This is a genomic window from Deinococcus soli (ex Cha et al. 2016), from assembly GCF_001007995.1.
In the GTDB taxonomy this organism is placed as follows: domain Bacteria; phylum Deinococcota; class Deinococci; order Deinococcales; family Deinococcaceae; genus Deinococcus; species Deinococcus soli.
In genome coordinates, this window is record NZ_CP011389.1 from 1062678 (window position 1) to 1088170 (window position 25493).

Annotated in this window: 27 protein-coding genes and 2 tRNA genes; 21 read left to right on the forward strand and 8 right to left on the reverse strand. The window is 70.5% G+C overall.

What is annotated here, in order from left to right; genetic code table 11:
* The first annotated feature begins 83 nt into the window (after nt 1–83).
* A complete protein-coding gene (locus tag SY84_RS05195; protein WP_046843129.1) occupies nt 84–773 on the forward strand; it encodes a Bax inhibitor-1/YccA family protein in 690 nt (229 codons plus the stop codon).
* A 58-nt stretch (nt 774–831) separates the two neighbouring features.
* On the opposite strand, the gene SY84_RS05200 is transcribed toward SY84_RS05195, so the two are convergent.
* Nucleotides 832–1908, reverse strand: coding sequence for a hypothetical protein (locus SY84_RS05200; RefSeq protein ID WP_245621414.1), 1077 nt, complete (start codon nt 1906–1908; stop codon nt 832–834).
* A gap of 17 nt (nt 1909–1925) precedes the next feature.
* Nucleotides 1926–2687, reverse strand: coding sequence for a metallophosphoesterase family protein (locus SY84_RS05205; protein ID WP_046843130.1), 762 nt, complete (start codon nt 2685–2687; stop codon nt 1926–1928).
* A 77-nt stretch (nt 2688–2764) separates the two neighbouring features.
* Here SY84_RS05205 and SY84_RS05210 point away from each other — a divergent pair, with 77 nt between their 5' ends.
* The 4 genes from SY84_RS05210 (at nt 2765) to SY84_RS05225 (ending at nt 4683) form a co-directional block, all read left to right on the forward strand.
* Nucleotides 2765–3394, forward strand: a complete 630-nt coding sequence (locus SY84_RS05210) for a hypothetical protein (RefSeq protein WP_046843131.1) — start codon at nt 2765–2767, stop codon at nt 3392–3394.
* Nucleotides 3394–3906 carry a GNAT family N-acetyltransferase gene (locus SY84_RS05215; RefSeq protein ID WP_052751044.1) on the forward strand — a complete coding sequence of 171 codons (513 nt, stop codon included), beginning with the start codon at nt 3394–3396 and terminating at the stop codon, nt 3904–3906. Before SY84_RS05210 ends, SY84_RS05215 begins: the two co-directional genes overlap by 1 nt.
* Before the next feature lie 74 nt (nt 3907–3980).
* The gene (locus SY84_RS05220; protein ID WP_046843133.1) at nt 3981–4202 is read left to right on the forward strand and encodes a hypothetical protein; all 222 of its coding nucleotides are present in this window, start codon (nt 3981–3983) and stop codon (nt 4200–4202) included.
* An 82-nt stretch (nt 4203–4284) separates the two neighbouring features.
* On the forward strand, nt 4285–4683 hold the full coding sequence (locus SY84_RS05225; protein ID WP_046843134.1) for a membrane protein: 399 nt from the start codon (nt 4285–4287) through the stop codon (nt 4681–4683).
* 31 nt (nt 4684–4714) lie between these two features.
* Here SY84_RS05225 and SY84_RS05230 read toward each other — a convergent pair whose 3' ends face one another.
* From SY84_RS05230 to SY84_RS05245, 4 genes are all read right to left on the reverse strand, one after another.
* Entirely contained in the window at nt 4715–5284 is a 570-nt protein-coding gene (locus SY84_RS05230) for a DoxX family protein (RefSeq protein ID WP_046843135.1), read from the reverse strand.
* A 153-nt stretch (nt 5285–5437) separates the two neighbouring features.
* Nucleotides 5438–6421 (reverse strand): CAP domain-containing protein, encoded by a 984-nt coding sequence (locus SY84_RS05235; protein WP_052751045.1) that lies wholly within the window; start codon nt 6419–6421, stop codon nt 5438–5440.
* A 53-nt stretch (nt 6422–6474) separates the two neighbouring features.
* Entirely contained in the window at nt 6475–7719 is a 1245-nt protein-coding gene (locus SY84_RS05240; RefSeq protein WP_046843136.1) for a sensor histidine kinase, read from the reverse strand.
* Nucleotides 7716–8261, reverse strand: a complete 546-nt coding sequence (locus tag SY84_RS05245) for a molybdopterin-dependent oxidoreductase (RefSeq protein WP_229755697.1) — start codon at nt 8259–8261, stop codon at nt 7716–7718. Before SY84_RS05245 ends, SY84_RS05240 begins: the two co-directional genes overlap by 4 nt.
* A gap of 278 nt (nt 8262–8539) precedes the next feature.
* Here SY84_RS05245 and SY84_RS05250 point away from each other — a divergent pair, with 278 nt between their 5' ends.
* Nucleotides 8540–9460: a DUF4384 domain-containing protein gene (locus tag SY84_RS05250; protein ID WP_046843137.1), complete on the forward strand. Its 921-nt coding sequence runs from the start codon at nt 8540–8542 to the stop codon at nt 9458–9460.
* A 214-nt stretch (nt 9461–9674) separates the two neighbouring features.
* Here the strand turns inward: SY84_RS05250 and SY84_RS05255 are convergent, their stop codons facing one another.
* Nucleotides 9675–10817 carry an acyl-CoA dehydrogenase family protein gene (locus tag SY84_RS05255; RefSeq protein ID WP_046843138.1) on the reverse strand — a complete coding sequence of 381 codons (1143 nt, stop codon included), beginning with the start codon at nt 10815–10817 and terminating at the stop codon, nt 9675–9677.
* 80 nt (nt 10818–10897) lie between these two features.
* Between SY84_RS05255 and SY84_RS05260 the strand changes: the two genes are divergently transcribed.
* The 15 genes from SY84_RS05260 (at nt 10898) to fabF (ending at nt 22397) form a co-directional block, all read left to right on the forward strand.
* Nucleotides 10898–11701 carry an AfsR/SARP family transcriptional regulator gene (locus tag SY84_RS05260; protein ID WP_046844959.1) on the forward strand — a complete coding sequence of 268 codons (804 nt, stop codon included), beginning with the start codon at nt 10898–10900 and terminating at the stop codon, nt 11699–11701.
* Nucleotides 11702–11843: 142 nt separating this feature from the next.
* On the forward strand, nt 11844–12419 hold the full coding sequence (locus SY84_RS05265; RefSeq protein ID WP_211117127.1) for a CBS domain-containing protein: 576 nt from the start codon (nt 11844–11846) through the stop codon (nt 12417–12419).
* Nucleotides 12416–12547, forward strand: a complete 132-nt coding sequence (locus SY84_RS17000) for a hypothetical protein (protein ID WP_268236006.1) — start codon at nt 12416–12418, stop codon at nt 12545–12547. The genes SY84_RS05265 and SY84_RS17000 overlap by 4 nt, the downstream gene beginning before the upstream one ends.
* Nucleotide 12548: 1 nt before the next feature.
* Nucleotides 12549–13148: a cytochrome c oxidase subunit II gene (locus SY84_RS05270; protein ID WP_046843139.1), complete on the forward strand. Its 600-nt coding sequence runs from the start codon at nt 12549–12551 to the stop codon at nt 13146–13148.
* The gene (locus SY84_RS05275) at nt 13145–14875 is read left to right on the forward strand and encodes a b(o/a)3-type cytochrome-c oxidase subunit 1 (RefSeq protein ID WP_245621415.1); all 1731 of its coding nucleotides are present in this window, start codon (nt 13145–13147) and stop codon (nt 14873–14875) included. Before SY84_RS05270 ends, SY84_RS05275 begins: the two co-directional genes overlap by 4 nt.
* Complete coding sequence (locus tag SY84_RS05280; protein WP_229755695.1) at nt 14872–15303, forward strand: c-type cytochrome; 432 nt, start codon at nt 14872–14874, stop codon at nt 15301–15303. The genes SY84_RS05275 and SY84_RS05280 overlap by 4 nt, the downstream gene beginning before the upstream one ends.
* Nucleotides 15304–15404: 101 nt before the next feature.
* Nucleotides 15405–15481, forward strand: a tRNA-His gene (locus tag SY84_RS05285).
* A 73-nt stretch (nt 15482–15554) separates the two neighbouring features.
* A tRNA-Leu gene (locus SY84_RS05290) sits at nt 15555–15640 on the forward strand.
* A gap of 247 nt (nt 15641–15887) precedes the next feature.
* Complete coding sequence (gene tig, locus SY84_RS05295) at nt 15888–17189, forward strand: trigger factor (RefSeq protein ID WP_046843140.1); 1302 nt, start codon at nt 15888–15890, stop codon at nt 17187–17189.
* Nucleotides 17190–17432: 243 nt separating this feature from the next.
* Nucleotides 17433–18473, forward strand: coding sequence for a beta-ketoacyl-ACP synthase III (locus SY84_RS05300; protein ID WP_046843141.1), 1041 nt, complete (start codon nt 17433–17435; stop codon nt 18471–18473).
* Entirely contained in the window at nt 18470–19375 is a 906-nt protein-coding gene (fabD, locus tag SY84_RS05305; protein WP_046843142.1) for an ACP S-malonyltransferase, read from the forward strand. Before SY84_RS05300 ends, fabD begins: the two co-directional genes overlap by 4 nt.
* Nucleotides 19372–19917 carry a DinB family protein gene (locus tag SY84_RS05310; RefSeq protein ID WP_046843143.1) on the forward strand — a complete coding sequence of 182 codons (546 nt, stop codon included), beginning with the start codon at nt 19372–19374 and terminating at the stop codon, nt 19915–19917. Before fabD ends, SY84_RS05310 begins: the two co-directional genes overlap by 4 nt.
* Nucleotides 19914–20663 (forward strand): 3-oxoacyl-[acyl-carrier-protein] reductase, encoded by a 750-nt coding sequence (gene fabG, locus SY84_RS05315; RefSeq protein WP_046843144.1) that lies wholly within the window; start codon nt 19914–19916, stop codon nt 20661–20663. Before SY84_RS05310 ends, fabG begins: the two co-directional genes overlap by 4 nt.
* A gap of 114 nt (nt 20664–20777) precedes the next feature.
* The gene (acpP, locus tag SY84_RS05320) at nt 20778–21008 is read left to right on the forward strand and encodes an acyl carrier protein (protein WP_046843145.1); all 231 of its coding nucleotides are present in this window, start codon (nt 20778–20780) and stop codon (nt 21006–21008) included.
* Nucleotides 21009–21152: 144 nt separating this feature from the next.
* The gene (gene fabF / locus SY84_RS05325; protein ID WP_046843146.1) at nt 21153–22397 is read left to right on the forward strand and encodes a beta-ketoacyl-ACP synthase II; all 1245 of its coding nucleotides are present in this window, start codon (nt 21153–21155) and stop codon (nt 22395–22397) included.
* A gap of 149 nt (nt 22398–22546) precedes the next feature.
* On the opposite strand, the gene SY84_RS05330 is transcribed toward fabF, so the two are convergent.
* Nucleotides 22547–25468, reverse strand: a complete 2922-nt coding sequence (locus SY84_RS05330; protein ID WP_046843147.1) for an insulinase family protein — start codon at nt 25466–25468, stop codon at nt 22547–22549.
* Nucleotides 25469–25493: the final 25 nt, after the last annotated feature.

A 25493-nucleotide genomic window follows, 5' to 3' on the forward strand; every position in this document is an offset into this window, starting at 1 on the left:
CCCGGGTGGGTGGAGGCGGGACGTGAATCCGCCTTCACCACCTGCGGGAACTTTCCCTGTGATCACCGCGTAGTCTGAGGCGTATGCAGACCTATCCCACCACTGCCCGTTCGACCGACATCGTGCGGACGTTCATGGCCCGCACCTATTCCTGGATGGCGGCCGGTCTGGCCCTGACCGCCGGCATCGCGTGGCTGACCGCCAGCAACGAGGCCCTGGCCCTGCAGGTGCTGAATCTGCGCCTGCCGCTGATCATCGCGCAGCTGGCGCTGGTGTTCGTGCTGAGCCTCGGCGCGCAGCGTCTGCCCAGCGCGCTGGCCGGCGTGCTGTTCATCGTGTACGCCGCCCTGACCGGCCTGACGTTCTCTTCGATCCTGCTCGCCTACGACCTGAGCGCCGTGACGGCCGCGTTCGCCACGACCGCCGGGACCTTCGGCCTGATGAGCGTGGCGGGCTTCGTGATCAAGAAGGACCTGAGCGCCATGGGCCGCTTCTTCATGTTTGCGGTGATCGGCCTGTTCGTCGCCATGATCGTGAACCTGTTCGTGGCCAGCAGCGCCCTGACGCTGGGCATCAGCATCGTGGGCGTGCTGCTGTTCGCGGGCCTCACCGCCTACGACACTCAGATGCTGCGGAACCTCGCCCTGAGTGGCGTGCAGGGCGAGCAGGCCGAGCGGGCCGCGATCAACGGGGCGCTGGCGCTGTACCTGGACTTCATCAACATGTTCCTGTTCATCCTGCGTCTGTTCGGTATCGGCGGCAGCCGCGACTGAGCCACGCACATGGAAGCGCCCCCGCCGATGCACGGGCGGGGGCGTTGTCCTGCGTGGCCTACTTCGGGTACAGCGTCTTCACCAGCGGGCTGTTCAGGTTCGCGTCGCCGCGCAGCGTCACGTACGGCAGGGTGACCGTCTCGGCGCAAGCCGACACGACGTGCGGCAGGTCGCTGGGCGTCAGGTTCACCCCGGCGGCGCTCAGGTGCGCGGTGAACTCGTCGGCGTCCTCACGCAGGACGTCCAGACACTCGGCCTCCACCTTCGTCTTCACGCCCGATAGGTACAGCGTCTTCTGCCGCGCGGCACTCAGTTTCGGGAACAGGGCGGTCAGCGGCACAGCGCGGCCCGTGTCGCGGTCCAGGATGACGCCCTCCGTCCAGTTGTCCGGGTGCGCGCCCCCGCAGTAGTAGTTCACGTCCTCGCGCAGGCTGATCAGGCGGGCGTTCGACAACGTGAGACCGGCACTCAGGGTGTAGCCGTTCTCCGGGTCCTTCTGGGCCGATTCGGGCAGCAGGGCGCGGCAGTCCAGGGCGTCCGCCGCATGGCGCAGCTGACGGTCCTGCAGCGCGGCGTTCAGCGCGCCGCTCGCGCCGGGCACGCGCGGGTACGTCACGCCGGACAGCGGCTCGCGCACCGCGCGCCCCCCGGGGAGTGTGACCCACGGGCGGTTCAGTTTCAGGAAGGCCAGCGGGTCGTCGCGGCGCAGCGCACTCAGGCCCGGCGAGAGGGGCAGCCGCAGCGGCAGGCGGCCCGCGTCCAGCGGGGTCAGGGTGACCTCCTGCGGCCGGGCGGCGCCCGGGGCCTGCCAGGTGCCCTTCAGGCCGCCCGGGGCGGGCATCAGGCTGAAGCAGCCGGTCACGACCGCTTCGCCGCCCAGTTCGCGGCGCACGCGTTCCTCCAGCACCAGCGCGTTCCCGCTGCGGCGCGCCTCCAGGAACAGGTCGAGGCTGCGGCCCTCGTAGAAGTACCGCGACTCGCCCCGGGGGTCGAGGCTCAGCGCCACGGGCAGCGTGCCGAGGGTCCCGCGGTACGTTCCGGCGCGTGCCCAGTCGGGCAGGCCCTCGGTGCCGCCGCACCCGGCGGCCTGCGCGCCCGCACCGAGGACGAGCGCGGCGGTGAACATCCATTTCATGCGTGCAGCGTACACCGTCAGGGTTGCGGGCCCTCCCACACGCCGTCCCCGCGGGCGTCCATGGTGCCGGTGCGCAGCAGCTGCGCCTCGCCGTCCCCGAAGGGCGTGTGGGTGCAGGCCCAGGTCACGGCGGCCTCGATGTCGTACAGGGTGGCCCGGAAACGGACGTCCCAGTCGCGCCCCGCGCGGGTCAGCAGCGTCCAGCGGGCACGCGGATCACCGTCTACCTGATCACTCACCGACCCGGCGTTCACGAGCAGCGTGTCCCCCACGCGGGTCATCCCGGCCCGGTGGGTGTGCCCGCACAGCACGACCTCCGCGCCCAGCGGGTCCAGCGCCGCGCGCAGCTCACGCGGGTCGCGGGCCCGGTAGAACCCACCGTGATCCCATACCCACAGCAGGCTGTGCCACGCGCTGTCCAGCGTGCCGTGGCAGGCCAGCAGCGCCCCGTTCAGCGCGCGGGTCGTCAGCGGCAGGGCCGCCACCCGCGCCAGCAGGGCCGGATCGGTGTGCTCGGCCAGCCACGCGCCGTAGCGCCGCGACAGGGCCGAGCGGCGCCCGCCGGGCCAGAGTTTCTCCTCGTTGTTGCCGCGCACCTCCAGCGCGCCCGCGGCGGCCAGTTCCGCCTGCGCAGCCAGCGCGCGGGCGGGGTCGGCACTCCCCTCGGCCTGATCGCCCAGGTTCACGATCAGGTCCGGGCTGGCGGCGCGCACCTCGCGCAGCACTGCGTCCAGCGCGAAGGCGTTCCCGTGCACGTCACTGATCACCGCGACCCTCATCAGGGCGCAGCGTAGCGCGTCACACCCCCGGCGGGCGCAGACTTGGCAGGCCCCGCCCCCCTGTGCACAATGGCAGCATGAACCGCTGCCTGCCGCTGGCCTGCACGCTGCTGCTCGGCTCCGCTCTGGCCGACTCGCTGGAGGGCACGTACCACGTGACCCGCACGCTGAGCGGCGGCCGCCAGGAACAGGGCACGCTGCGGATCACGGCGGCCGGGAAGGCCCTGAGTTTCGACTGGGATGGGGGCAAGGTCACGGGTCTGGGGCTGCGCCTGGGTGACCGGGTGGCCGTCGCCTACGGGAACCCGGACTGTGGCGTGGCTGCCTACCAGCAGACGGGCGGGACCTTCACGGGCCTCTGGACCCTCAGCGGGCAGGCGACGGGCACCGAGACCTTCAACTGGGACGGGCTGAAACCCGCCCGCGTACCCCTCAGTGGCCGCAATCCGGACGGCAGCACCTACAGCGGTGAGCTGCTGCTCCCCCTTCAGGACGGTCACAGCCTGCCGCAGTGGCGGATCGGGCAGGACAAGACGGCTGGCGCCGCGCTCCTGCAGAACGGATTCCTGGCCACCGCGTTCGGCAGTGAAACCTGCAACGTGGCACTGTTCGAGGTGCGGGCCGGGCCGGGCGAGCTGGGGGGCCGCTTCTTCACCCTGTCCCGGGGCGGCCCGGCCTGGGTGGCGGAGGTCGCGTCACGCCGCTGATGACCATCCGTCCACGCCGGGCGGATGACCTGCCCGCACTGGTCGCCGCTCTGCGCGCCGTGCACGAGACGATGGGTTACCCCTCGGTGTGGCCGGATGATCCGGCGGCGTTCGTCCTGGGCCGCGGCGAGGCCTGGGTCGCCCAGCACGCGGGCCGCGCGGCGGGGCAGGTCATGCTGGCCCCCCTGCCCGAGCCGCGCCCGGGCTGGGCGACGCAGATCGCCCAGCCCAGCGGAGCCGTCTGGCACGGCGGGATCCTGGAGGTCAAGCGGCTGTTCGTCAGTCCGCACGCGCAGGGGCTGGGGCTCGCGCGGGCACTGCTGGCCCACGCGCGGCGCGAGGCCAGCGAGCGCAGAGCGTTCAGCGTCCTGCAGGTCAATGAGACCAGCGGGCCAGCCCTGGGCCTGTACGAGCGCGAGGGCTGGCGGTTCCTGACCCGCGCGCAGGCCGCGTGGACGGACCCGGACGGCTCGCACCCGTGGGTACGGGTGTACGTGCAGCCCGGTCCTTGAGGCTCGCTTCAGAGATCAAGCGCTGTTCACGCGACCCTGAGGGTTCTCGCCTGCCCGCCTGCCACCCTGGACGCATGCCAGACAAGGACGACAAGAACAGCGGGCACACCAGCCAGCCGCAGGACTACGACCGCAACAAGAAGGAAGTCCACGAGATCGAGCACGACAACGGGCCTTCCATGAAGAGCGCGAACGACCGCGAGGCCAACGCGCCCCGCAACAACGACAATGGCCTGAGTGACAAGGAACTCAGGGACCGCGAGGAAGCCCGCAGCGTGCCCTCCAGCAACGGCTGACGCCGACCTTACCCGTCCCCCCACGGCGAGAAGGGAGCCCCGCAGCGGCTCCCTTTTCGCCGTGGGGGCGTACCCTGTCCGGGTGACTGTCTCTCCTGTGCCTCCCCGCCCGAGCGTGGGGACGCTGCTGCTCTCGGCGCTGTTCGTCACGGCGGGCACGCTGCACTTCGTGACACCCGGCTTCTTCGACCGGATCGTGCCCCCCTGGGTGCCCCTGACGGCGCGCCAGGCGACCCTGATCAGCGGCGCGGCGGAACTCCTGGGTGGGCTGGGCCTGCTGCACCCGCACACCCGCCTCGCCGCCCGCTGGGGCCTGCTGGCGCTGCTGGTCGCGGTCTTCCCCGCGAACGTCTGGATGGCGCAGGACCCCGGGCGGTTCCGGGTCAGTTCGTGGGTGGCGTGGGGGCGCCTGCCGCTGCAACCGCTGCTGATGTGGGCGGTCTGGCGCGCGGGCCGCCCCAGGGGGCACGGACCTCGCTGACGCCCGGCGAGGTCCGCACACTCCGTTTGCGCTACGACGTCTGCTCGCGCCTGACACCCAGCCGGGGCAGCACCCAGCGGTCCAGGCCCAGCCAACCCGCGACCCGCCAGCCCAGCACCAGCCACGTCGCCAGGATGAACAGGACGGGGTTGCTGCTGACCGTGCCCGCCAGCAGGAAGTTAGCGTTCAGAAACCCGCCGAGGAACGCGGCAGCCCCCGTGAACAGGCCCAGGATCAGCGCAACGCCGACCGTGAGTTCCCCGAACGTCACGAGGTGCGAGAACAGCGCCGCGTTGGGCAGCGCCACGTGCTCGATGAACCACGCGTAGCCTCCCGTGACGTCCGGATGGTCCCCGGTGGTCTTGGCGAGCGCGCCCTTCAGGAAGCCGCTGACCGCCCCGCCTGCCTCCGCGCCGATCCAGCCTCCGCCGGTGGCCTTGTGCCAGCCGGCCGTCAGCCACTGCCAGCCCACGTAGATCCGCAGCAGCGCCCACACGGGCGCGAGGCGCGTATCGGCGAACAGCAGATGCGACCAGCGGGTTTCCGGCACGATGACGGGCGTGCGGGGCGCGTGGGCGGGGGTTCTCAGTGCAGTGCTCATGGTCTGCCTCCCGGCGGGCCCGTGACGGTACGGGGGACCGCGCTGCGTTCACGGTGCGCGCCCCGCATTACCGTCCCGTTACCGCGCGGCGCCCGTACCTGGAGAGGGGGGTGGGTGCCACGCGGACCCAGTCGGTCCGGTCAGCAGCGCGGTTCAGGGCCGCGCGAACACCTGCGTCCAGTAGCGGGTGAATTTCGTGCCGGGGCGCTGCACGTAGCTCAGGCCGACCAGCGTGAAGTCCCCCATGATGTTGCGGCAGTGGCCGGGGCTGCGCAGCCACGCGTCCACGACCTCCTGCGGCGTCTGCTGCCCGGCGGCGATGTTCTCCGCGACGCTGGTGGGGTTCATCCCGGCCGCCTGCACGCGCCGCATGGGGGTGCTGCCGTCGAGCGCACTGGCGTGGTCGAAGTACCCGTACAGCGCCATGCCTGCCGACTGTGCCTGCGCGGCCACGTCGAGGGTCGCGTCGCCCTTCAGGGGGGGGCGGGCGGGCCCGCCGGGCCGCTTGGTGTCGCAGTTCCAACCCTGCGCGCGGGCCTGGTTGGTGAGGCGCAGGACCTCGCTGTCGAAGGGCAGGCTGGTGGTCAGGGCCGCGCCGGTGAGGGTCAGGGTGCGCTGCACGGTCTGCCCGGCGCTGGTCGTGGCCTGCGCGGTGGCCGTGTTCGCGCCGCCGCCCAGGCGCCCCGCGCCGCTGACCTCGCGGCCGTTCAGCAGCACCCGGACGGGTTCTGGTCGGTACAGGACGCTGCCCAGGCCACTCAGGCGCACGGTGCCGTCGGCGGCGTGCAGGACGGTCAGCTCGGCGCGCTCGGCGCCGCTGCCGCGCACCTGCATGGGGATTTCGGTGCGCCCCACGACGCGGCCCTGCGCATTCAGCAGCGACACCTGAATCTGGTACGTGCCGGGCCGGTAGTACGTGTGCGTCACCTGGGCGCCGCTGCCGGTGGCGCCGTCCCCATACGCCCAGGTGACCGTGTGCCCGGCCGGGTGCGTGACCCGCAGCGTGACGGTCAGCGGCGCGAGGTGGTCCGCGCTGGCGCTGTAGCCCACACGGAACAGTTCGCTCCCCTGGGCGCGGGCGGTCTGGCCCAGTGTCAGCAGTGAAAGAAGGGTCAGGCAGAGTCGCGCGGCAGGCACCCCACGATGTTAAGAGATCCTGAAGGCCACCCGCTGTGAAGTGGCCGTGAAGATCAGCCGGGCGTCAGCTTCCGCACAGGGACGGGCGCCGCGACCTGCGTGACCGCCTGCCCGAACGTCAGGGTGATCAGCAGACCCCCGCCCGGCGCATGGTTCAGCATCACGTCCCCGCCGTGCGCGTGCGCGTAGCGGCGCACGAGCGGCAACCCCAGGCCACTGCCCGGCCCGAGGCTCTGCGGGCCGCGCTCGTACGGCAGGAACACCCGGCCGCGCAGCTCGTCGCTGATGCCAGGACCGTGATCCCGCACCTGCACACGCGGCGCGCCACCCGGAGCGTCCAGCGTGACCTCCACGGTGCCCTGCGTGTATTTCACGGCGTTCTCCACGAGGTTCTCCAGCATCTGCCGCACGCGGTTGGCATCCACCGGCCACACCAGCGGCGAGGGCGCCGTCACGTGTACCCGGCTGGACGAGAAGCGACGCACGAGTTCGCCCAGGTCAGTGGGCTGCACACGCAGCGTCACGTCCAGGTACAGGTCGTTCAGGCGGGTCAGGTCCGCGCGACTGGCCAGCTGCGCGGCGCTGTCCTCGATCTGCGTCAGCAGACGCTGCTGCATGCCCTCGTCCCGCGCGGACCGCAGCGCGTCGGCGGCCAGCAACAGCGCCTGCAGGGGACGGCGCATCTCGTGACTGGCCAGCCGCAGCGCCTCACGCTGACGGTCCTCACGCCGCTGCGCCCGCACCTGGTCGGCGCGCCACAGCAGCAGGGCGCGCAGGATCAGCACCAGACTCAGCAGCCCCGAGAAGATCGCGCTGCCGATCAGGGCGCGGCGCAGTTCGACGAACGCCCGCTCGTAGGCGGCGCCCTGATCAGCGCTGTAGTCCCGCACGAGGTTGTTCAGGGCCACGGCCTCGTTGATCGCGCGCTGCAATCCCTGGGGGGTGCGCTGCTCCAGGCCGTGCTGCACGGCGCTCAGGCGGAACTCGTCACTGGCTTCGAGGTCGTTCAGGTACGCGTACTGCTTCCGGTTGCTGGCGCTGCTCAGGGCCTGCTGGTACCGCTCGGTGCGTTCTTCCGGGGTGACCTGCGGGTCCAGGGTGGCCACGCGGTACTGCAGGAGGTCCTGCACCAGTCCCTGGTACGCGTAGGGGCTGAGTCCCTTGCCGCCATTCGTCAGGGCGATGTACGCGGGCTGGGTGATCAGGCCGAGCAGGGTGACGGTGGCCAGCAGGGGCAGCAGCGCCAGCAGCAGTTCACGCAGCAGTTCACGCCGGGGGTGGGCGGGCCGGGCGGTCATGTCAGCGGGGCGATGCGCTCGACGTACCACACCCAGGCCGCGCCGTACTCGGTGGTGTGCAGCCGCGCAGGCTGGGCGGGCAGCACGACGGTCAGCGGGCCCTTCTGCAGGGTCGTGATGGCCTGCCCGTCGGCGCTGTAGGCGAGCATGATCGGTTCGTTCATGTAGTCGCTGGCGCGGATGGTCGTGAAGTACCCGTTGCTGGCGTACACCCGCAGGTCCTTCCCGGCGAAGCCGCCGCGCGCGGCAAGGTCACGCAGCGTGACCCCCTGGTACGTGAAGGTCTGTTTCAGCTGGCGGTGCAGGGTCGCGTAGCGCACGGCGGGCATGGCCTGTAACTGCCGCAGCGTGAGCTTCAGGGTGCCGGACGTTCCATCGAGTTGCAGCATGACCCGCTCGCCGGGTTTGCGGACCGGGGTGGGCTGAGCGGCGCGGGCGTACGTGAACGGCTTCCAGCTGGCGGGAGCGCCCCAGGTCTGTGCCGCCGCAGAGTGCAGCAGCAGCGCACTCAGGGCCAGTCGGGCGAGGTGGGGCAGGGTCACGATCCCGATTCTAGAGCAGTTCGCCGGATGGAGGCATCAGGAAACCAGCGTCCTGCTGCCTCTATTCTCCGTCCTGCCCGGTCAGATTCACTCGTCTTCCTCCGGCGCTTGACAGGTCTGTTCTCCCAGCGCAGCTCTTACGGCAGAGGCCCCAGGGGGCAGGCCGGGCCTCTCGGGCGCGCGTCCGGAGCGGGCGTGAGGTGGGCGTGAGGGGCGCCGCCGGTTTTCCTGATGCCCCGGTCAGCCTGGGGTCACGCCGGGGGCGCAGGATGAAGGGCATGAACGCGAAACTCTCCCTGACTCTGCTGAGTGCCGCGCTGGGCCTGGGTGCGCCCGCGCTGGCCGCCCCGACCCTGAGTGCCCAGAGCATCATCGTGAACCCGGTGCAGACCGACCTGAACGTGAAGGTCTGGACGGACCGCGACAGCAGCGGTGCGGGCACACCTGCGTACCGCCCCGGCGAGAAGATCCGGCTGTTCACCAGCGTGAATCAGGACGCGTACGTGTACCTGTTCAACGTGGACCCGCAGGGGCAGGTGGACCTGATCCTCCCCAACCGTTTCCAGGGGGGCGCGAACTTCCTGAAGGCGAACACCGTCAAGGCCTTTCCCAGCGCGGGTGATCCGTTCACGTTCGACATTGCCGCCCCGTACGGCGTGAACAAGGTGCTGGCCCTGGCGAGCCGCACGCCGCTGAAGCTGGATCAGATCGCGACGTTCAAGTCGCAGAGCAGCTTCGCGTCGGTGACCGTGACCGGGCAGCAGGGCCTGGCGCAGGCCCTGAGCATCGTGGTGACGCCCGTGCCGCAGACGAGCTGGGTGACGGACACGGCCTTCTACTCGGTCGCGTCTCCGGCAGCGGCGGTCCCGCTGCGCACGGCGCCCGCCCCCGCTCCCGTGGCGACCCAGCCCGCCCCGCGTACCGCGCAGGCGCTGTCCGTGACGGTGCAGCCCAAGGCCCCCGCGGGCCCATGGGGGTCGGCGCGCGAGTGGAGCACGGTCGTGGACAATCAGGCGGACCTGCGCGCCCTGCACGACCGCTACGCGGCGTTCCTGCGCGCCGAGGGCTACACGCTGACGGAACTGAAGAGCAAGCCCAGTGAGGTCAAAAGCGAGTACCGCCGCGCGAACGGCGGGAAGGCTGAACTGACCGTGAAGCGCAAGGGCAACCGCGTTGAGGTGAAGGTCGAGCGCCGCTGAACGTTCAGGCGCTGCGGAGGTGGTCCGGGATGTCGGGCCACCTCCTTTCTGTCTGTAGGCCGTAGCCCGGCCGCTCCGATAGCAGTTTCCAGTTTCATTGAAGGGCCGGCACCACGCCCCTTAGATCCACTTCCGGCCGCTGTCTTTCTCAGGTGCTTGCCCTGCTCGGTCCAGAGGTATCGAGGGGATCCCTCCACACCTCTGGACTCTGCTGTCAGCGCAGCAGGTCGCCCGCGATGATGAGTTTCTGGATCTCGCTGGTGCCCTCGTAGATGCGCAGGAGGCGCTGGTCGCGGTAGTAGCGTTCGACGGGGCTGTCTTTCATGTAGCCCATGCCGCCCGCGACCTGCACGGCCCTGTCGGCCACCTGGGAGAGGGCCTCGGTGGCGTGGTACTTGGCGACAGAGGCCATGCGGCGCACGTCCTGGCCCTGGTCGACCATCCACGCGACTTTCTGCCACAGGACGCGGCTGGTCTGTACGGCGATCTCCATCTCGGCGAGCATGAACTGCACGGCCTGGAACTCCGCGATGGGTTTCCCGAACTGTTCGCGGGCCTGGGCGTGCGCGACGGACAGGTCCAGCAGGCGCTGCATGGCGCCCGTACTGCGCGCGGCGATGCCGACGCGGCCGTTCGTGAGGATGCCCAGCGCCTCGCGGTACCCGAGGTGTTCGGGCCCCAGGAGGTTCGCGGCGGGAATCTCGGCGTCCTGGAAGATGACTTCGGCGCTCAGGGCGCCCTTCTGGCCCATCTTCTCGTCGATCTTGCCGATGCTGACGCCCGGCGTGCTCTGCGGCTCGACGAGAAAGGCGCTCATGCCCTTGCTGCCGCGGGCGGGGTCGGTGACGGCGATGACGGTCAGCAGGCCCGCGATGGGCGCGTTGCTGATGTAGTGCTTGGTGCCGTTCAGGACGTACACGTCGCCCCTCTTCTCGGCGCGGGTGCGGATGTTCGCCGCGTCGCTGCCGGAGCTGGGTTCGGTGATGGCGAAGCCCGCCACGCACTCGCCCGAGGCCATGCGCGGCAGGAAGCGCACCTTCTGATCGTCGGTGCCGAGCTTCACGAGGCCGCTCGTGCCGATGCTGGCGTGCGCGCTGATCACACCGCCGAAGCCCATGTGGCCCATGCCGAGCGCCTCGTATACGGCGCAGCGGCCCAGGGCGCCCAGGCCGACCCCGCCGTACGCCTCGGGGATGCTCAGGCCGAACAGGCCCAGGGCGGCGGCCTCGCGCAGCAGGTCGTCGGGGACGTGGTTGGTCTCCTCGATCTCGTGCGCGCGGGGTTCGACGCGCGTGAGCATGAAGTCGCGGATGGTCGCCTGCATGTCACGCAGGTCGCCGGGCAGCTCGAAGTTCATGTGCCCCCCAGCGTACTCCCTGCGGGCGGAACACCTGCGCGCGCCTGCGCGTGGCACCATGGGTGCAGGAGGTGGCGGGCATGACGGACGGGGACAGGCCGAATGGGGACTGGCTGCTGCGCTCACTGGGGCAGGCGGAGGTGCTGCGCGGCGGCGTGCCGGTCGCGTGGCCCGCGCGCAGCGCGGAGGAACTGCTGTGGTACCTGCACGCGCACCCGGACGGCCGTTACCGGCATGACCTGCTGCGGGACCTGTGGGATCTGGAGGACACCCCGGCCGCCGCGAACCGCTTCCGGGTGGCGCTGCACCGGCTGCGGCACGCGCTGGACTTCCCGGAGGCGGTGACCGAGCGCGGCGGGCGGTACGCGCTGCACCCGGACCTGCTGGCGGCCAGTGACACGGCGGCGCTGCACCGGGCGCTGCACGGCGCGCGGGAGGCCCAACTGCCGCGCGTGCAGGAGGACCTGCTGCGCCGGGCCCTGGCTTGCGTGGAAGGCGAGTACCTGCCGCACCTGACGGGCGAGTGGGTGCAGGAGGCCCGGCAGGCGCACCGCGCGGCGGTCGTGGAGGCGCACCTGACCCTGGCGCGGCTGCACTGCGCGGCGCACGAGTGCCCGCTGGCGGCGCAGGATCTCGTGCGGGCCGCTCAGGCCGACCCGCTGATCGGGGAGGATCACCACCAGCGGCTGATGGCGTGTCTGGCGATGACCCGGGACCGGTACGCGGCGACCGAGTACTACCGCCGCTACCGGCAGTACCTTCTGACCGAGATCGGAGACACGCCGCTGCCGGAGACGGTGGCGTTCGCCGAGCGGCTCAAGGAGGGCGAACTGCCGTGCGTGGACGCGCCGTTCCGCCCGGCCGGTTCCGGCGACCGCACCTGACGGACAGACAGGCTGGATGAAGGGCCCAGGTCACCCCCGGGGCCCTCGCTGCTGCCGCGCCCAGACGGCCCGAAGCGGGGCTGAGCGGGTCGTAATGCCTTCGTAATGCCCTCACTGGACCCTCACGGCATGGAGGTGTTCCATGCGAGTACTTGATCTGATGACGGCCCCGGTGATCACGGCGGCCCCGACCCTGTCCCTGCCGGACGCGGCGCACCTGATGCGTTCGCGCGGCATCCGCCGTCTGCCCGTGCTGGACGGCGTGACCCTGGTGGGCATCGTGACCGACCGCGACGTGCGCGAGGCGATGCCCAGCCGCGTGTCCAGCCTGTCCCCCTGGGAGGCCACGACGCGGCTGGCGGCCGTGTCCGTGGCGGACGTGATGCGCCGCTCGGTGCTCACGACCCGTCCCGACGCGGACGCCCGCGACGCGGCGCACACCATGCTCACGCACCGCGTGGGCGCGCTGCCCGTCGTGGACGACCAGGGGCGCGTGGTGGGCGTCGTGACCGTCAGTGACGTGCTGCGCGACTACGCGCACGAGGACGGACTGAACATGGGTTGCGGTGAGTCGCAGACGAACCCGACTGAAAGGAGCAGCAATGGAGACCGGAGTTCAGGAGATGGACGGACGGTCAGCGCTGTCCTGACCGTCCGGGAATCGGATGACTCCGGTCTCAAGCCCGGTGCCGCCAGTGGCGCGGAGGCGCAGGCGTGAGCGGCCCGCACCACCCGCAGGAGGGCGGTGAGGCCCCGCGCGGCGCGCTGGTCGTGGTGATCACCCTGGTGCTGAGCATCCTGAGCCTGTGGATGCTGGCGCTGGGCGTCCTGCAGGGGCGGGCCTGACATGAGCCGCGCTCCTGAATCCGCCCCGTCCGCCCGGCTGGACCACCACGCGCTGGAACGCTACGAGACCGCGTGGCTGGGCGTGGCGGCGGTCATGACGGCGCTGCTGTTCGTGGGCGTGCTGGCCAGCGTGGTCAGCGGCACCTACCCCCTGCTGGACGCGGGCAGCGGACATGCCCACGACGGGCCCATCGTCCGGGGCCGCGTGGATCCGAAGAATCTGGCCGCGACGCCCTTCGCGAAACCGGGCCTGGTCGTGGACGCGGCCGGGCAGCCCCTTCTGAACGATCAGGGCACCCTGGACGCGTACATCGTGGCGGGGAACTTCACGTTCCAGCCGGCGGTGCTGCGCGTCCCGGCGGGCGTGCCGGTCACGCTGCACGTCACCGCGACCGACGTCGCGCACGGCTTTCAGGTGACCGGCACGAACATCAACGCCGAGATCCTGCCCGGGCACGTCGCCTCCCTGACCGTCACGTTCCGCCACCCGGGCGAGCAGCACGCCATCTGCAACGAGTACTGCGGGGTGGGGCATCACAACATGATCACCCGCTTCGTGGTCGATCCGCCTGCCCAATCCACCCTGAAGGAGACCCAGTGACCACCGCCCTTCCCTCCAAGTCGGCCCCCGGCGCGGCGCTGCCGGGCCTGGACGCCGCGACGCTCAGCAGCCTCAAGACGCTCACGCAGTACTACGCCGTGACCGCCTTCATCGCCCTGATGATCGGCGTGCTGCTGGGGCCGCTGCAGGCGCTGAACTACGGCGGCATCAACGTGTACGACTCTCCCCTGCTGAAGGTCCTGATCAAGTCGTACTACCAGGGCCTGACGCTGCACGGCGTGCTGAACGCGCTGGTGTTCACGCAGTTCTTCATCAGCGGCTGGATGCTGTACCTGCCGGTGCGGGACCTGAACGTCCGCCCGAACATGCGCTTTGCGTGGTTCACGTACCTGATGATGACGGCGGGGCTGCTCACGGCCGCCGTGCCCCTGCTGACGAACGACGCGACGGTGCTGTACACCTTCTACCCGCCGCTGGAGGGCAGCCCGGTGTTCTACATCGGCGCGGCCGTGATGGTCGCTGCGAGCCTGCTGGTGGCCGGGCAGGTCGTGTGGCTGTGGCTGGCCTGGAAACGCGCCCACCCGGGCCGCGTGACCCCCGTCGTGACGTACATGAGCGTCGCCACGTGGCTGATGTGGGTCGTGGCGGCGCTGGGCCTCGTGGTCGAGGTCGTGGTCATGCTGATCCCCTGGTCGCTGGGGCTGACGCGCGGCGTGGACCCGCTGCTGGCCCGCACGCTGTTCTGGTGGACGGGGCACCCCATCGTGTACTTCTGGCTGCTCCCGGCGTACATCTCGTGGTACGCGTTCCTGCCCCGTCAGGCGGGCGGCCGCATGGCCAGCGAGGGCCTGACCCGCCTGGCGTTCGCGATGTTCCTGGTGTTCAGCGTGCCCGTGGGCCTGCACCACCAGTACGCCGACCCGAACGTGCAGAACAGCTGGAAGATCATCCACATGTTCCTGACGTTCCTGGTCGCGGTGCCCAGCCTGCTGACCGCGTTCAGCGCCGCCGCGTCGCTGGAGGACGCCGCCCGCGCCCGGGGGGGCCGGGGCCTGATCGGCTGGGTGCGCCGCCTGCCGTGGGGGAACGCCAGCATGACCGCGCAGGTGCTCGCCATGGTGTCGTTCATCTTCGGCGGGGCGGGCGGCATCGTGAACGCCTCCATGGCCTTCTCGCCCGTGGTGCACAACACCGCGTGGATTCCCGGGCACTTCCACATCACGGTCGGGACCGCGACCACCCTGACGTTCATGGGCGTGATGTTCTGGCTGGTCCCGCACCTGACCGGGAAGCGGCTCGCGTCGCCGCGAACAGCGCTGGCGTCGGTGTGGTGGTGGTTCACGGGCATGATGCTCTTCGCGCTCGGCATGCACTGGCAGGGACTGGCGGGCGTGCCGAGGCGCGCCCTGGTGAGCGCCTCGGCGCAGCAGGGCGTGTACGACGCCATGCACCTGGGCCTGCCGAAGATAATCACGGCCGCCAGCGGCGGGGTGCTGTTCATCGCGGCGATCCTCTTCTACACGGTGCTGTGGCGCACGCTGCTCTCCCGGCGCGTGGACGACCCGGAAAGCACCCCGATCCCCAGAAGTGACGCGATCAGCGCCGCCGGGGAGACCCTGGCCGACGCCAGCCCCCTGGTGCGCCGCACCGAGCCGCTGCTGGCCCTGACGTTCGTGGCCCTCGTGCTGGTGATCCTGGTGTACGGCCCGGTCATCGCGCCGATGCTGACGAACTACCAGTTCATTCCCGGCCAGAGGCTCTGGTGAGCGCCGTGCCCGACCCGCACGGGGGCTGGTTCACGCCGGGGCAGATCGCGGGCTTCGTGGGGCTGCTGGTGCTGGGCGCGGCGCTGGGCGCCGGCTCGTACCATGCCGGTCACCGCCTGGCGGGCACGGGCAGCGGCGCGGTCGTCGCGGCGGCCAGCAGCGCCGCCACCCCGGACGGCAGCGTCCTGTACGCCGGGAACTGCGCCGGTTGCCACGGCGCGAGGGCGGAGGGTGCGGTCGGCCCCGCCCTGAAGGTGGGCGGCTGGAGCGCCGCCGACTTCCGGCACGCGGTGCTGGATGGGCAGGCCCCGGGCGGCCGCACGCTGGGCGTCGTGATGCCCCGCTTCGCCGCCACCGGCCTGGACGGCGCGCCCCCCACCGACGCGCAGATGGACGCCATCCAGGCGTACGTGAAGACCCTGCCCTGACCGGCACGCGCAGACCGGGGCCGCCCGCACCGCCCGTGGGATTGACAGGCGGCCCCCCTGCCTTTAATCTGTGTGGGCCTGACAGGACGTGGGCCAGCGTGGTGGGTTTAGCTCAGCCGGTTAGAGCGCCGCTCTGTGGAAGCGGAGGTCGTGGGTTCAAATCCCATAATCCACCCCACACCGAAATCCCGGCCCCAGGCATCAGCCCAGGGCCGGATTTCATTTCATGCAGGGCCAGGTACAACCAGCGTGCGGGGATGGCGGAATTGGTAGACGCACCAGACTTAGGATCTGGTTCCCGTAGGGAGTGAGGGTTCAAGTCCCTTTCCTCGCACCACAGCCACAGCGGCGGTCTCACCCACAGCGGGCAGGGGCCGCCGCTGCGCTCTGCCCCGGCGGCCCAGCACCGCGTCTCTCTGTCCACTGCGCGTAAATGCACTATCATGCTCGGCGGCATGTCGCGCCCAGGCCCCCGCAGTGGTGGGGCGCCGGTGAGCGGCAGGGCAGATTCAACAGAGGAACGCGCCGCGACCGCTCGCACCCCTGAACCGGGGGCCGGGGAAGCGGCGCAGACGGGAGACCCAATGGCAGAGCTGATCAGCAGAGAAGGCAACAAGGTGGAATTCAAGGTGTCGGTGCCCGCCGCCGAAGTGAACCGCGCCTACGACCAGGTGTGGGCCGGTCTGGCGCGCGACGTGCGCGTGCCCGGCTTCCGCCCCGGCAAGGCTCCCCGCAAGGTCATTGAAGGTCGCGTGGGCAAGGGCTACGTCGAGCAGGAAGTCCGTGACCGCCTGCTGGAAACGCACTACACCCAGGCCGCCCGCGAACTGAAACTCAGCCTCGTGGACGCCAGCATCGAGCCGCAGACCCTGGCCAGCGGCCAGACGTTCGAGTTCACCGTGAAGGGCGAGACGTACCCCGAAGTGAAACTCGCCGACTGGAGCGGCCTGAGCCTCAGCGCCGCCGCGCCCGAGATCACCGACGAGGTGCTCGAGCGCACCCTGAACGACCTGCGCGAGCGCAACGCCACCTTCGAGAGCGTCGAGCGTCCCATCGAAGCCGGCGACCAGGTGACCATTGAGGAGGAAGGCGAGGACGGCGGCACGTACCCCGTATACCTGGACGTCGCCGAGGCGCACGTCCGTGACGCGCTGGTCGGCAAGACCAAGGGCGACACCGTGGAGATCACCGTGCCCGCGCACAGCCACGGCGACCACGAGCACGCCGAGCACACCGTGACCGTCAAGGTCGTGGACGTGAAGACCAAGCAGCTGCAGGAGCTCGACGACGCGTTCGCGGGCAGCCTGAACTTCGACTCCCTGGAGCGCCTGCGCACCGACCTGAAGGGTGAACTGGAGCGCCGCGCGCAGCAGGAAGGCGAAGCCGCCCGCCGCGAGGAATTCATCACCGCGCTGGTCGACGGCATGGAAGCCGACATTCCCCAGGCGCTGCTGGACCGCCGCCGCGAGGGCATGCTGGAAGAGATCAAGGACGACCTGGGCCGCCAGGGCGTCAAGTGGGGCGAGTACGAGGCGTTCATGCAGGAGCAGGGCAAGCTGGACGACTTCATGGCCGACCTGGGCAAGAACGCCGAGAGCCGCGTGAAGCGTGACCTGGTGCTGGAGAAGCTGGCCGAGGACCTGAAGGTGCAGGTCAGCGACACCGAGTTCAACCAGACCATGAACGCCCTGGCGCAGGCCAACGGCCTGACCCCCGCCGAACTGAGCAAGCAGCTCGGGCCGAACGGCATCAACTCGTACTACATCAGCCTCGTGCGCGAGAAGGGCCTCCAGCAGGCCATCGCCCAGCTGTCCGGCGCCAAGAGCGAAGGCAGCGAGGCCGCCGAGAGCACCGAAGAGCAGAGCACCGAGACCAGCGCGGAGTAATCCCGCATGAAGGGCCGGGGCGTTCCTGCTGGAGCGCCCCGGCTTTTCGTGTTCTACGCTGCTGCCAGCAGCATTCAGGAGTAGCGGAGCGAGCACCTGACAACACCAGCGGTTGGAAGTGAAATTGACGGGCGTGGTGTTGGCCCCAGGGTGGAACTGGAGACCGCTGTGCGTCTGATGCGGCCGGACAAACTCTGAACTCAATTCATTGAACGGACGTTCAAAGAATGCTACGGTGCCCCCATGAGCGACCCCTCCCCCACCCGGCCCACGCTGGGCATCACGGCGCTGGGCATGTACGTCCCCAAGCGCGTCGTGCCGAACAGCGACTTCGAGGCCCGCATGGACACCAACGCCGACTGGATCGAGTCCCGCACCGGCATCCGCGAACGCCGCTTCAGCGCGCCCGACGAGTACACCAGCGACGTGGGCGTCGGCGCCGTACGCGACATGCTGCGCCGCGACCCACAGGCGCTGCAGGACGTGGACGCTGTCATCTGCGCCACCGTCAGCCCCGACGCGCTGATGCCGTCCACCGCCGCGCTGATCGGCATGCAGGTCGGCCTGACCGGCGCGGCCGCCTTCGACCTCTCGACCGCGTGCAGCGGCTTCGTGTACGCCCTGAGCGTCGCGCAGGGCCTGATCCTCGCGGGCAGCGCCCGGCGCGTCCTCGTGGTGGGCGCCGAGGCGCTGAGCAAGGTCGTGGACCAGAACGACCGCAACACCGCCATCCTCTTCGGGGACGGCGCGGGCGCCGCCGTGGTCGGCCCGGTCCCCGCCGGGTACGGCTTCCAGGACTTCATCATGGGCGCCGACGGGAACGGCGGGTCCAGCCTGTACCTGCGCTGCGCCGCCCCCCAGCTGCCGGGCGGGTTCCCCATGGGCGAGTCGGTCGGCATGAACGGCCGCGAGGTCTTCAAGTTCGCCGTGCGCGTCCTGGGCGACAGCGGCACGCAGGTCCTCGCCAAGAGCGGCCTGACCACCGCCGATGTGGACTGGGTCATCCCGCACCAGGCGAACGTGCGGATCATCGAGGCCGCCATGGAGCGCTTCGGGCTGCCCATGAACAAGACCATCGTGAACCTCGACCGCTACGGGAATACCAGTTCCGCGACCGTGCCGCTCGTGCTGCGCGAGGGCGTGGACGCCGGGCAGATCACGGACGGCCAGCAGCTGCTGCTGATCGCGTTCGGCGGCGGCCTGAGCTGGGTGGCGGGCACCATGAAATGGTGGGGCGGCGCGCCCAGCCTGACCGCCGAGCAGCAGGCAGAGGTGAACGCATGAAGATCGCCGCACTCTTCCCCGGTCAGGGCTCGCACAGCGTCGGCATGGGCGCCGACCTGACCACCGCGTTCCCCGAGGCCGCCGAGGTGTACACCCAGGTCGAACATGTCCTGCCGGGCCTGCGCGCCGTGATCGAACAGGGCCCGCCCGACGAGCTGACCCTGACCGCCAACCAGCAGCCCGCCCTGGTCGCCGCGAGTGTCGCCGCGTACCGCGCGTGGCGCGCGCACACCGGCCTGACGCCCGCGTTCGCCGCCGGGCACTCGCTGGGCGAGTACTCCGCCCTGGTCGCCGCGGACGCCCTGAGCCTCGGGGACGCGCTGCGCCTGACCCGCCAGCGCGGCAAACTCATGCAGGCGGCCGTGCCGGTCGGCGCGGGCGCCATGAGCGCCGTCATGGGCGACCCGGCCATCGTCGCGGAAGTCTGCGCCGGGACCGAGGGCGCGCAACCCGCGAACTTCAACGCGCCCACCCAGACCGTCATCAGCGGCACGAAGGAAGGCGTGGAGGCCGCGAACGCCGCCCTGAAGGCGCGCGGCCTGAAGGCCATCCCCCTGAAGGTCAGCGCGCCCTTCCACTGCCCGCTGATGGCGCCCGCCGCCGCCGGGCTCGCCCCGGAGCTCCAGACGACCGCGTTCACGCCGCCCGCCTTCCCGGTTTACGCGAACGTCACCGCGCAACCGAACACCGACCCGACCGCCCTGCCGGGCCTGCTGACCGAGCAGATTACCGGGGCCGTGCGCTGGGTCGAGACCATCCAGGCCCTCGCCGAAGCGGGCGCGGACGTGTTCATCGAGTTCGGCCCCGGCACCGTCCTGACTGGCCTCGTGAAGCGCATCCTGCCCGACGCCCGCACCCTCAACGTCGGCAGCGCCGCGCAGGTCCAGGACTTCACGCTGTGAACCCCCACCGCCGGGATGAGGTGCTGGCCGGCCTGACCGACGCGCAGACCACCTGGACCGCCTATGCCCAGGCGCTGCCGCTGGAGACGTTCTTTCAGGCGCCGTCCCCCGGCCGCTGGGCTCCCATCACGCACCTGCGCCACCTGACCCTCACGCACCGCCGCGTGACCCAGGGCCTGAGCACGCCGCGGCCCGTCCTGCGGGTCATGTTCGGCACGCCGGGTCCAGCCCGCCGCTACGCCGAACTGGTCAGCGCCTACCAGGCGGCACTCGCGGCCGGGGGCACCGCCCCGGACCGTTACGTGCCCGCCCTGGACCGGACGGTCGCTGAACCGGTCCGCGACGAAGCGCTGGCCGCGTACGCCACCGGCGCGGCGGCCCTGCGCGGGGCCCTGGCCCGCTGGTCCGAGCCTGACCTGGACGCCCACGCCCTGCCGCACGACCTGCTGGGCCGCCTGAGCGTGCGGGAGGTGGCGCTGTTTACCCTGTATCACGATCATCATCATCTTCGCGGCGTCCGGACCGCACTGGAGACCCCATGACCCAATCCACCCGTAAAGTCGCCCTGGTGACCGGCAGCAGCCGGGGCCTGGGCCGAGCCATGGCCCTCAAACTCGCGCAGGGCGGCTTCGACGTCGCCATTCACTACGGCCGGAACGCCGACGAGGCCCGCAAGGTCGCCGCCGAGGCCGCCACGCACGGCGTCCGCGCCGAGGTGTTCGGCGCCGACCTGACCGTCCCCGCGAACGCCGGAGCGCTCGTCGAGGATGTCATCAAGACCATGGGCCGCCTGGACGTGCTCGTGAACAACGCCGGGATCACGCGGGACACCCTCGCGATCCGTATGAAGGACGAGGACTGGGACGCCGTGATCCAGACGAACCTGTCGAGTGCGTTCACCGCGTGCCGAGCGGCGATCAAGCACATGATGCGCGCCCGTTCGGGCCGGATCATCAACATCGCCAGCGTGGTCGGCCTGATGGGCAACCCCGGGCAGGCGAACTACGTGGCGAGCAAGGCGGGGCTGATCGGCCTGACCAAGGCGCTGGCCAAGGAGTACGGCGGGCGCGGCATCACCGTGAACGCCGTGGCGCCCGGCTTCATCGAGAGTGACATGACCGCGCAACTGCCCGAGACCGTGCAGCAGGCGTACCTGGGCGGCATTCCCCTGGCGCGCTTCGGGCAGCCGGAGGAGGTCGCGGCGCTCGTGGCGTTCCTGGCCAGCGACGGCGCAGGGTACATCACCGGGCAGACCATCGGCGTGGATGGCGGCCTGAATCCTCACTGAGAGCAGCGTCTACACCCGCCTTTTCCGGTCCTTTGAACCCCGTTCAAATCAGCCGACTCTCATGGGCGCCGCGTGTAGACTGGCGCAGACTTCAGTATCAGGAGGTACGAACTCATGGCAACTTTTGATGATGTGAAAGACGTGATCGTGGACAAGCTGGGTGTCGACGCCGACAAGGTGAGCCCCGAAGCGCGCTTCGTGGAGGACCTGGGCGCGGACAGCCTGGAGACCGTGGAACTGATCATGGGTCTGGAAGACAAGTTCGGCATCACCATCAGCGATGAGGACGCCGAGACGATCCGCACCGTGCAGGCCGCTGTCGATTACATCGAGAGCAAGCAGTAACTTCCCTGGTCGGGTCAGCCCGGCCCAGGGGACAGTGACGTCCGCACAGGACGTCCGGCGGGCGGGGTGCGGGCACAGATCCGCCTCCCGCCTCTACTTTTTCCGGGTGGCCCCTGTGGGCGCGCCCAGTCAGGAGGGAAGCCAGTGGGTGTTTCAGGACTGAAACGGGTGGTGATCACGGGCCTGGGGCCGGTCACGCCGATCGGGGTGGGCGCGCATGCGTTCGCGCAGGCGCAGCGGGCCGGGAAGAGCGGCATCTCGACCATCACGCGCTTTGACCCGGTGGATACGGGCAGCAAGATCGCGGGGGAAGTGAACGACGACCTGTCCGCGTTCGTGGATCCGCGCGAGGCGAAGAAACTCGACCGGTACGTGCAGCTGGCCCTGGCGGGCGCGGCGCTGGCCGTGCAGGACAGCGGCCTGAGCGAGGACGAGCTGCGCGGCGAGCGCACCGGCGCCGTGATCGGCAGCGGCATCGGCGGCGTGAAGACCTTCGAGGATCAGGCGGGCGTGCTGCACTCGCGCGGCGCGGGGCGCATCAGCCCCATGTTCATCCCGATGATGATTGCGAACATGGCCACCGGGCACGTCGCCATGCGGTACGGCGCGACCGGCCCGAGCAGCACGGTTGTCACCGCCTGCGCCACGGGCACCGGCGCGATCGGGGACGCGGCGCGCTACATCCAGCTGGGCCTGGCGGACGTGATGATCGCCGGGGGCAGCGAGGCCGCCATCACGCCCATCGCGATCGGGGGCTTCTCGAACATGAAGGCCCTGTCCACCCGCAACGACGAGCCGGCACTCGCCAGCCGCCCCTTCAGCGCCACCCGTGACGGCTTCGTGCTGGGCGAGGGCGCGGGCGTCGTCGTGCTGGAGGAGTACGGGCACGCCGTGAAGCGCGGCGCGACCATCTACGCCGAGGTCGTCGGGTACGGCACCAGCGCCGACGCGCACCACATCACCATGCCCGCCCCCGAGGGCCGAGGCGCGCAGGTCGCCATGCGCATGGCGCTCGCCACGGCAGGCGTGAACCCCGATCAGGTCGGGTACATCAACGCGCACGGCACGAGCACGCACTTCAACGACCTGCACGAGACGCAGGGCATCAAACACGTGTTCGGCGACCACGCCCACAAGCTGGCCATCAGCTCCACGAAGAGCATGACCGGGCACCTGCTCGGCGCGGCAGGCGCCGTGGAAGCCATCGCGGTCGCGCAGGCCCTGAAGGACGGCGTCCTGCCGCCCACCATCAACCTCACCGACCCCGACCCGGCCCTCGACCTGGACTACATTCCCCTGGAAGCCCGCGAGACGCAGGTGGAGTACGCGCTGAGCAACTCCTTCGCGTTCGGCGGCCAGAACGCCGCGCTGCTGTTCAAGAAGATCTGAAACTCCGGTTGAATGGTTTGCAAAAACCGTTCAATCCGAGCGAAGCGAGCAGGAGGAGAGCGGAGTCCGGGCGTGGAGTTCAACGATGAGGCCCCATCCGATCACTGGAGGGGGCCTCTGCTGTTCCTACTTTCGACTGATTGCTGCCCTCAGATGGCCTGTATTTCGAAGGTCAGGCCCAGTGCGGCGAGGTCGTCGCTGTTGGGGTCGCGGCCGGTGACGACGCCGTACGTGGCACGTTCCGGGGTGAGGTAGGTGTCCATGACGCGGCGCAGGTCGTCCAGCGTGACGGCCAGCAGGCGGGCCTTGTAGGTCTGTTCGAGGTCCTGGGTGTACCCGGCGTGGTCGCCGTAGATGCGGCGGCGGCCGGCGGTGTCGGGGCTGGTGAGGGGGTCGAGGATCTTGCTGGCGGAGAGGATCGCCTCGGTCAGTTCGCGTTCGCCCAGGTCGCCGTTCAGGAACGTGCGGGCGTCTTTGAACACCTGGAAGGTGCGGGCCACGTGCGGGTCGCGGTAGCTGCTCATGGCGAAGACGCCCTCGCGCGGGTCGAAGCTGGCGGCGCCGCCGTACGCGCCGCCCTTCTCGCGCAGTTCGGGCAGCAGGTACTCGCTGCGCAGGACGCGGGACAGGACGAGCAGGGCGGGGCTGTCGGGGTGGGTGTAGGGGACGGTGGGGAACGCGACGGCATTGTACGAGACGGGCACGTCGGTCGTGCGGGCCTGCGGGGCGCGCGTGGGCAGGGTGGGGGCGGGGCGGCCGACAGGGGCGTCGCCGCTGAACAGCTCCGTGAGGGGGCTCAGGTCGAGGTTCAGGTCGTCGGGTGTGGCGGTCAGCGCGAGGAGGGGGTCCGCCGTGCGGATCAGGTCCCGCAGGCGCCCAAAGCGCTCCAGGAGGTCGTCCAGGCCGCCCTCGCCTTCCACGGTGACTTTCAGGGTGGCCAGGGCGGTGAGGCCGCTGAAGCGTTCCTGCACGGCGCCCGTGACGTTCAGTTGCGCGGCGGCGAGGCGTTCGGCGTAGGCGTTCCCGGCCTGCACGACGCTGGCTTTCAGGCCCGCGAGGCGCTGCTTGAGCAGTTGTTCCAGGCGGTCGCGGGTGAAGTCGGGCGCGGCGATCAGGTCGCGCAGCACCTCAACCAGGGCAGGGGCGTTGCGGGCCAGGGCCTTGCCGCTGAAGGTCACGGCGAGGCGCACGGCGTTCAGGTCGTCCGGGGGGGTGCCCACGCCGACGGCGGCACTGACGCCGCCCGTGACGGCCTCGATGCGGCGCGCGAGGCTCACGTAGTCCTGCCCGGCGGCGCCGCTGCGGGTCACGGCGAAGGTGTACAGCGGCAGCGCGTCCAGCAGGTCGTCCGGCAGGGCCGGGAGGCGCAGTTGCACGTCCAGGTACGTGAGGCCGCCGGTAGGCTGCGCGGCGCGGGCCACGCGGGCGCGGCCGGGCTGCTCGGTGTGGTAGGTCACGGCGGGCGCGGCGGTGGGGATGTCCTCCAGGCCCAGGGTGGGCAGGACGCTGCGGTCGGCCTCCTGACCCTGGAGTTCCTTCAGGCGAAGGCTGTCCGCGACGATGCGGGCGCGGTCCTCGTCGGTGAAGTCGGCGCTGAGGCGCTCGACCAGGGCGGCCTCGTCGGCCTCGGCGCGTTCGGCCGAGGCGGGGTCAGGGGCGACTTCCAGCGTGACGCGGTGCGGGTTGCCGAGCAGGTCGCGGAGCATCGGCTCGAACACCGCGCCCTGCGCGAGATCGGCCCGCAGGCGCCCCAGTTGCGCGTCGAGGCGCAGGCCGGTGACCGGGTCGCCGCCCTGCATCCAGGGGCCGAGCAGGCGGAACATCACGCCCAGCGCGAAGGGGTAGCCGCTGTTGCTGACCTCCTTCTGCGCGATCTCGAACTGGTGGAGGCTGCTCTCGATCAGTTCCGGCTCGATGCCCTGCGTGGCGATCTCCTCCAGGGTGCGTAGCACGAGCGCCTCGACCTCGGCGGCCTTCCCGGCGGGCAGGCCCTTGAGTCCGGCGGCGAAAGCCCCCTCACGGAACGAGTCGCGGTAGCCGCTGCCGTCCGCCAGGGCGCTGCCCAGCCCGGACTCGATCAGCGGGCGGGTCAGGGGCGCGGCGGGGTTGCCTAGCAGCACGTCACTCAGGACGCTCCAGCGCAGGTTCAGGTCCGGGTCGCTGGAGTGCCCGAGTTTCCAGCCGACGAGGACCTGCGCGCCGCGTTCCACGTCCGTGCCGGGGTACACGGCGCTCTCGTGGCGGGGTGCGTCGAACGCGGGCTGGTCGGGGATGCTGACGTCCAGCGTCTGCGGCGCGAACTGCGCCATGACGTGGTTCTCGATGGCGTCCAGGATGCGCGCCAGCGGCAGCTGCCCGTAGGTGTAGAAGAACGCGTTGCTGGGGTGGTAGTGCGCCGCGTGGAAAGCCCGCAGGCCCTCGTAGGTCAGGTTCGGGATCTCCTCGGGGGCGCCGCCGCTGTTGTTCGCGTACGTCAGGTCCGGGTACAGCGCCTTGCCGAACGCGCGCCACATGACCGACCCGGGGCTGGCCATCGCGCCCTTCATCTCGTTGTACACGACGCCCTGCAACTTCAGCGGCGTGGTGGGATCGTCGGGCGTGGCGAATTCGAAGCGGTGCCCGTCCTGCCGGAAGCTCTCGTAGCGCATCAGCGGGAAGAACGTGGCGTCCAGGTACACGGCCAGCAGGTTGAAGAAGTCCTTCTCGTTGCGGGTGGAGAACGGGTAGGTCGTCCAGTCACTGGCGGTCATGGCGTTCATGAACGTGTTCAGCGACCTGGGCAGCATCGAGAAGAACGGGTCCGGCACCGGGAAGCGCTGGCTGCCCATCAGGACGACGTGTTCGAGGATGTGCGCCACGCCGGTGCTGTCCTGCGGGACGGTGGGGAACGTCACGCCGAACGCGGCGTTGTCGTCCGCGCGGATGACGTGCGCGTGCTGGGCGCCGAGTTCGTGGCGCAGCAGCACCAGCGTGCCCTGCATCTCGGGCAGGGGTTCGACGCGTTCGACGGTGTAGCGGCCCAGGTGATCCCCCACGCGGGGCGCGGCGGGCAGTGAATCCATGATCGTCATATGCCCGGCAGTCTAAACCCGGTCC

Bases quoted from the DNA above. Each gene is read 5' to 3' on its own strand.
- SY84_RS05195 (WP_046843129.1), top strand. From the start codon at position 84: ATGCAGACCTATCCCACCACTGCCCGTTCGACCGACATCGTGCGGACG.
- SY84_RS05200 (WP_245621414.1), bottom strand. From the start codon at position 1,908: ATGAAATGGATGTTCACCGCCGCGCTCGTCCTCGGTGCGGGCGCGCAG.
- SY84_RS05205 (WP_046843130.1), bottom strand. From the start codon at position 2,687: ATGAGGGTCGCGGTGATCAGTGACGTGCACGGGAACGCCTTCGCGCTG.
- SY84_RS05210 (WP_046843131.1), top strand. From the start codon at position 2,765: ATGAACCGCTGCCTGCCGCTGGCCTGCACGCTGCTGCTCGGCTCCGCT.
- SY84_RS05215 (WP_052751044.1), top strand. From the start codon at position 3,394: ATGACCATCCGTCCACGCCGGGCGGATGACCTGCCCGCACTGGTCGCC.
- SY84_RS05220 (WP_046843133.1), top strand. From the start codon at position 3,981: ATGCCAGACAAGGACGACAAGAACAGCGGGCACACCAGCCAGCCGCAG.
- SY84_RS05230 (WP_046843135.1), bottom strand. From the start codon at position 5,284: ATGAGCACTGCACTGAGAACCCCCGCCCACGCGCCCCGCACGCCCGTC.
- SY84_RS05240 (WP_046843136.1), bottom strand. From the start codon at position 7,719: ATGACCGCCCGGCCCGCCCACCCCCGGCGTGAACTGCTGCGTGAACTG.
- SY84_RS05250 (WP_046843137.1), top strand. From the start codon at position 8,540: ATGAACGCGAAACTCTCCCTGACTCTGCTGAGTGCCGCGCTGGGCCTG.
- SY84_RS05255 (WP_046843138.1), bottom strand. From the start codon at position 10,817: ATGAACTTCGAGCTGCCCGGCGACCTGCGTGACATGCAGGCGACCATC.
- SY84_RS05260 (WP_046844959.1), top strand. From the start codon at position 10,898: ATGACGGACGGGGACAGGCCGAATGGGGACTGGCTGCTGCGCTCACTG.
- SY84_RS05265 (WP_211117127.1), top strand. From the start codon at position 11,844: ATGCGAGTACTTGATCTGATGACGGCCCCGGTGATCACGGCGGCCCCG.
- SY84_RS05270 (WP_046843139.1), top strand. From the start codon at position 12,549: ATGAGCCGCGCTCCTGAATCCGCCCCGTCCGCCCGGCTGGACCACCAC.
- tig (WP_046843140.1), top strand. From the start codon at position 15,888: ATGGCAGAGCTGATCAGCAGAGAAGGCAACAAGGTGGAATTCAAGGTG.
- SY84_RS05300 (WP_046843141.1), top strand. From the start codon at position 17,433: ATGAGCGACCCCTCCCCCACCCGGCCCACGCTGGGCATCACGGCGCTG.
- fabD (WP_046843142.1), top strand. From the start codon at position 18,470: ATGAAGATCGCCGCACTCTTCCCCGGTCAGGGCTCGCACAGCGTCGGC.
- fabG (WP_046843144.1), top strand. From the start codon at position 19,914: ATGACCCAATCCACCCGTAAAGTCGCCCTGGTGACCGGCAGCAGCCGG.
- acpP (WP_046843145.1), top strand. From the start codon at position 20,778: ATGGCAACTTTTGATGATGTGAAAGACGTGATCGTGGACAAGCTGGGT.
- SY84_RS05330 (WP_046843147.1), bottom strand. From the start codon at position 25,468: ATGACGATCATGGATTCACTGCCCGCCGCGCCCCGCGTGGGGGATCAC.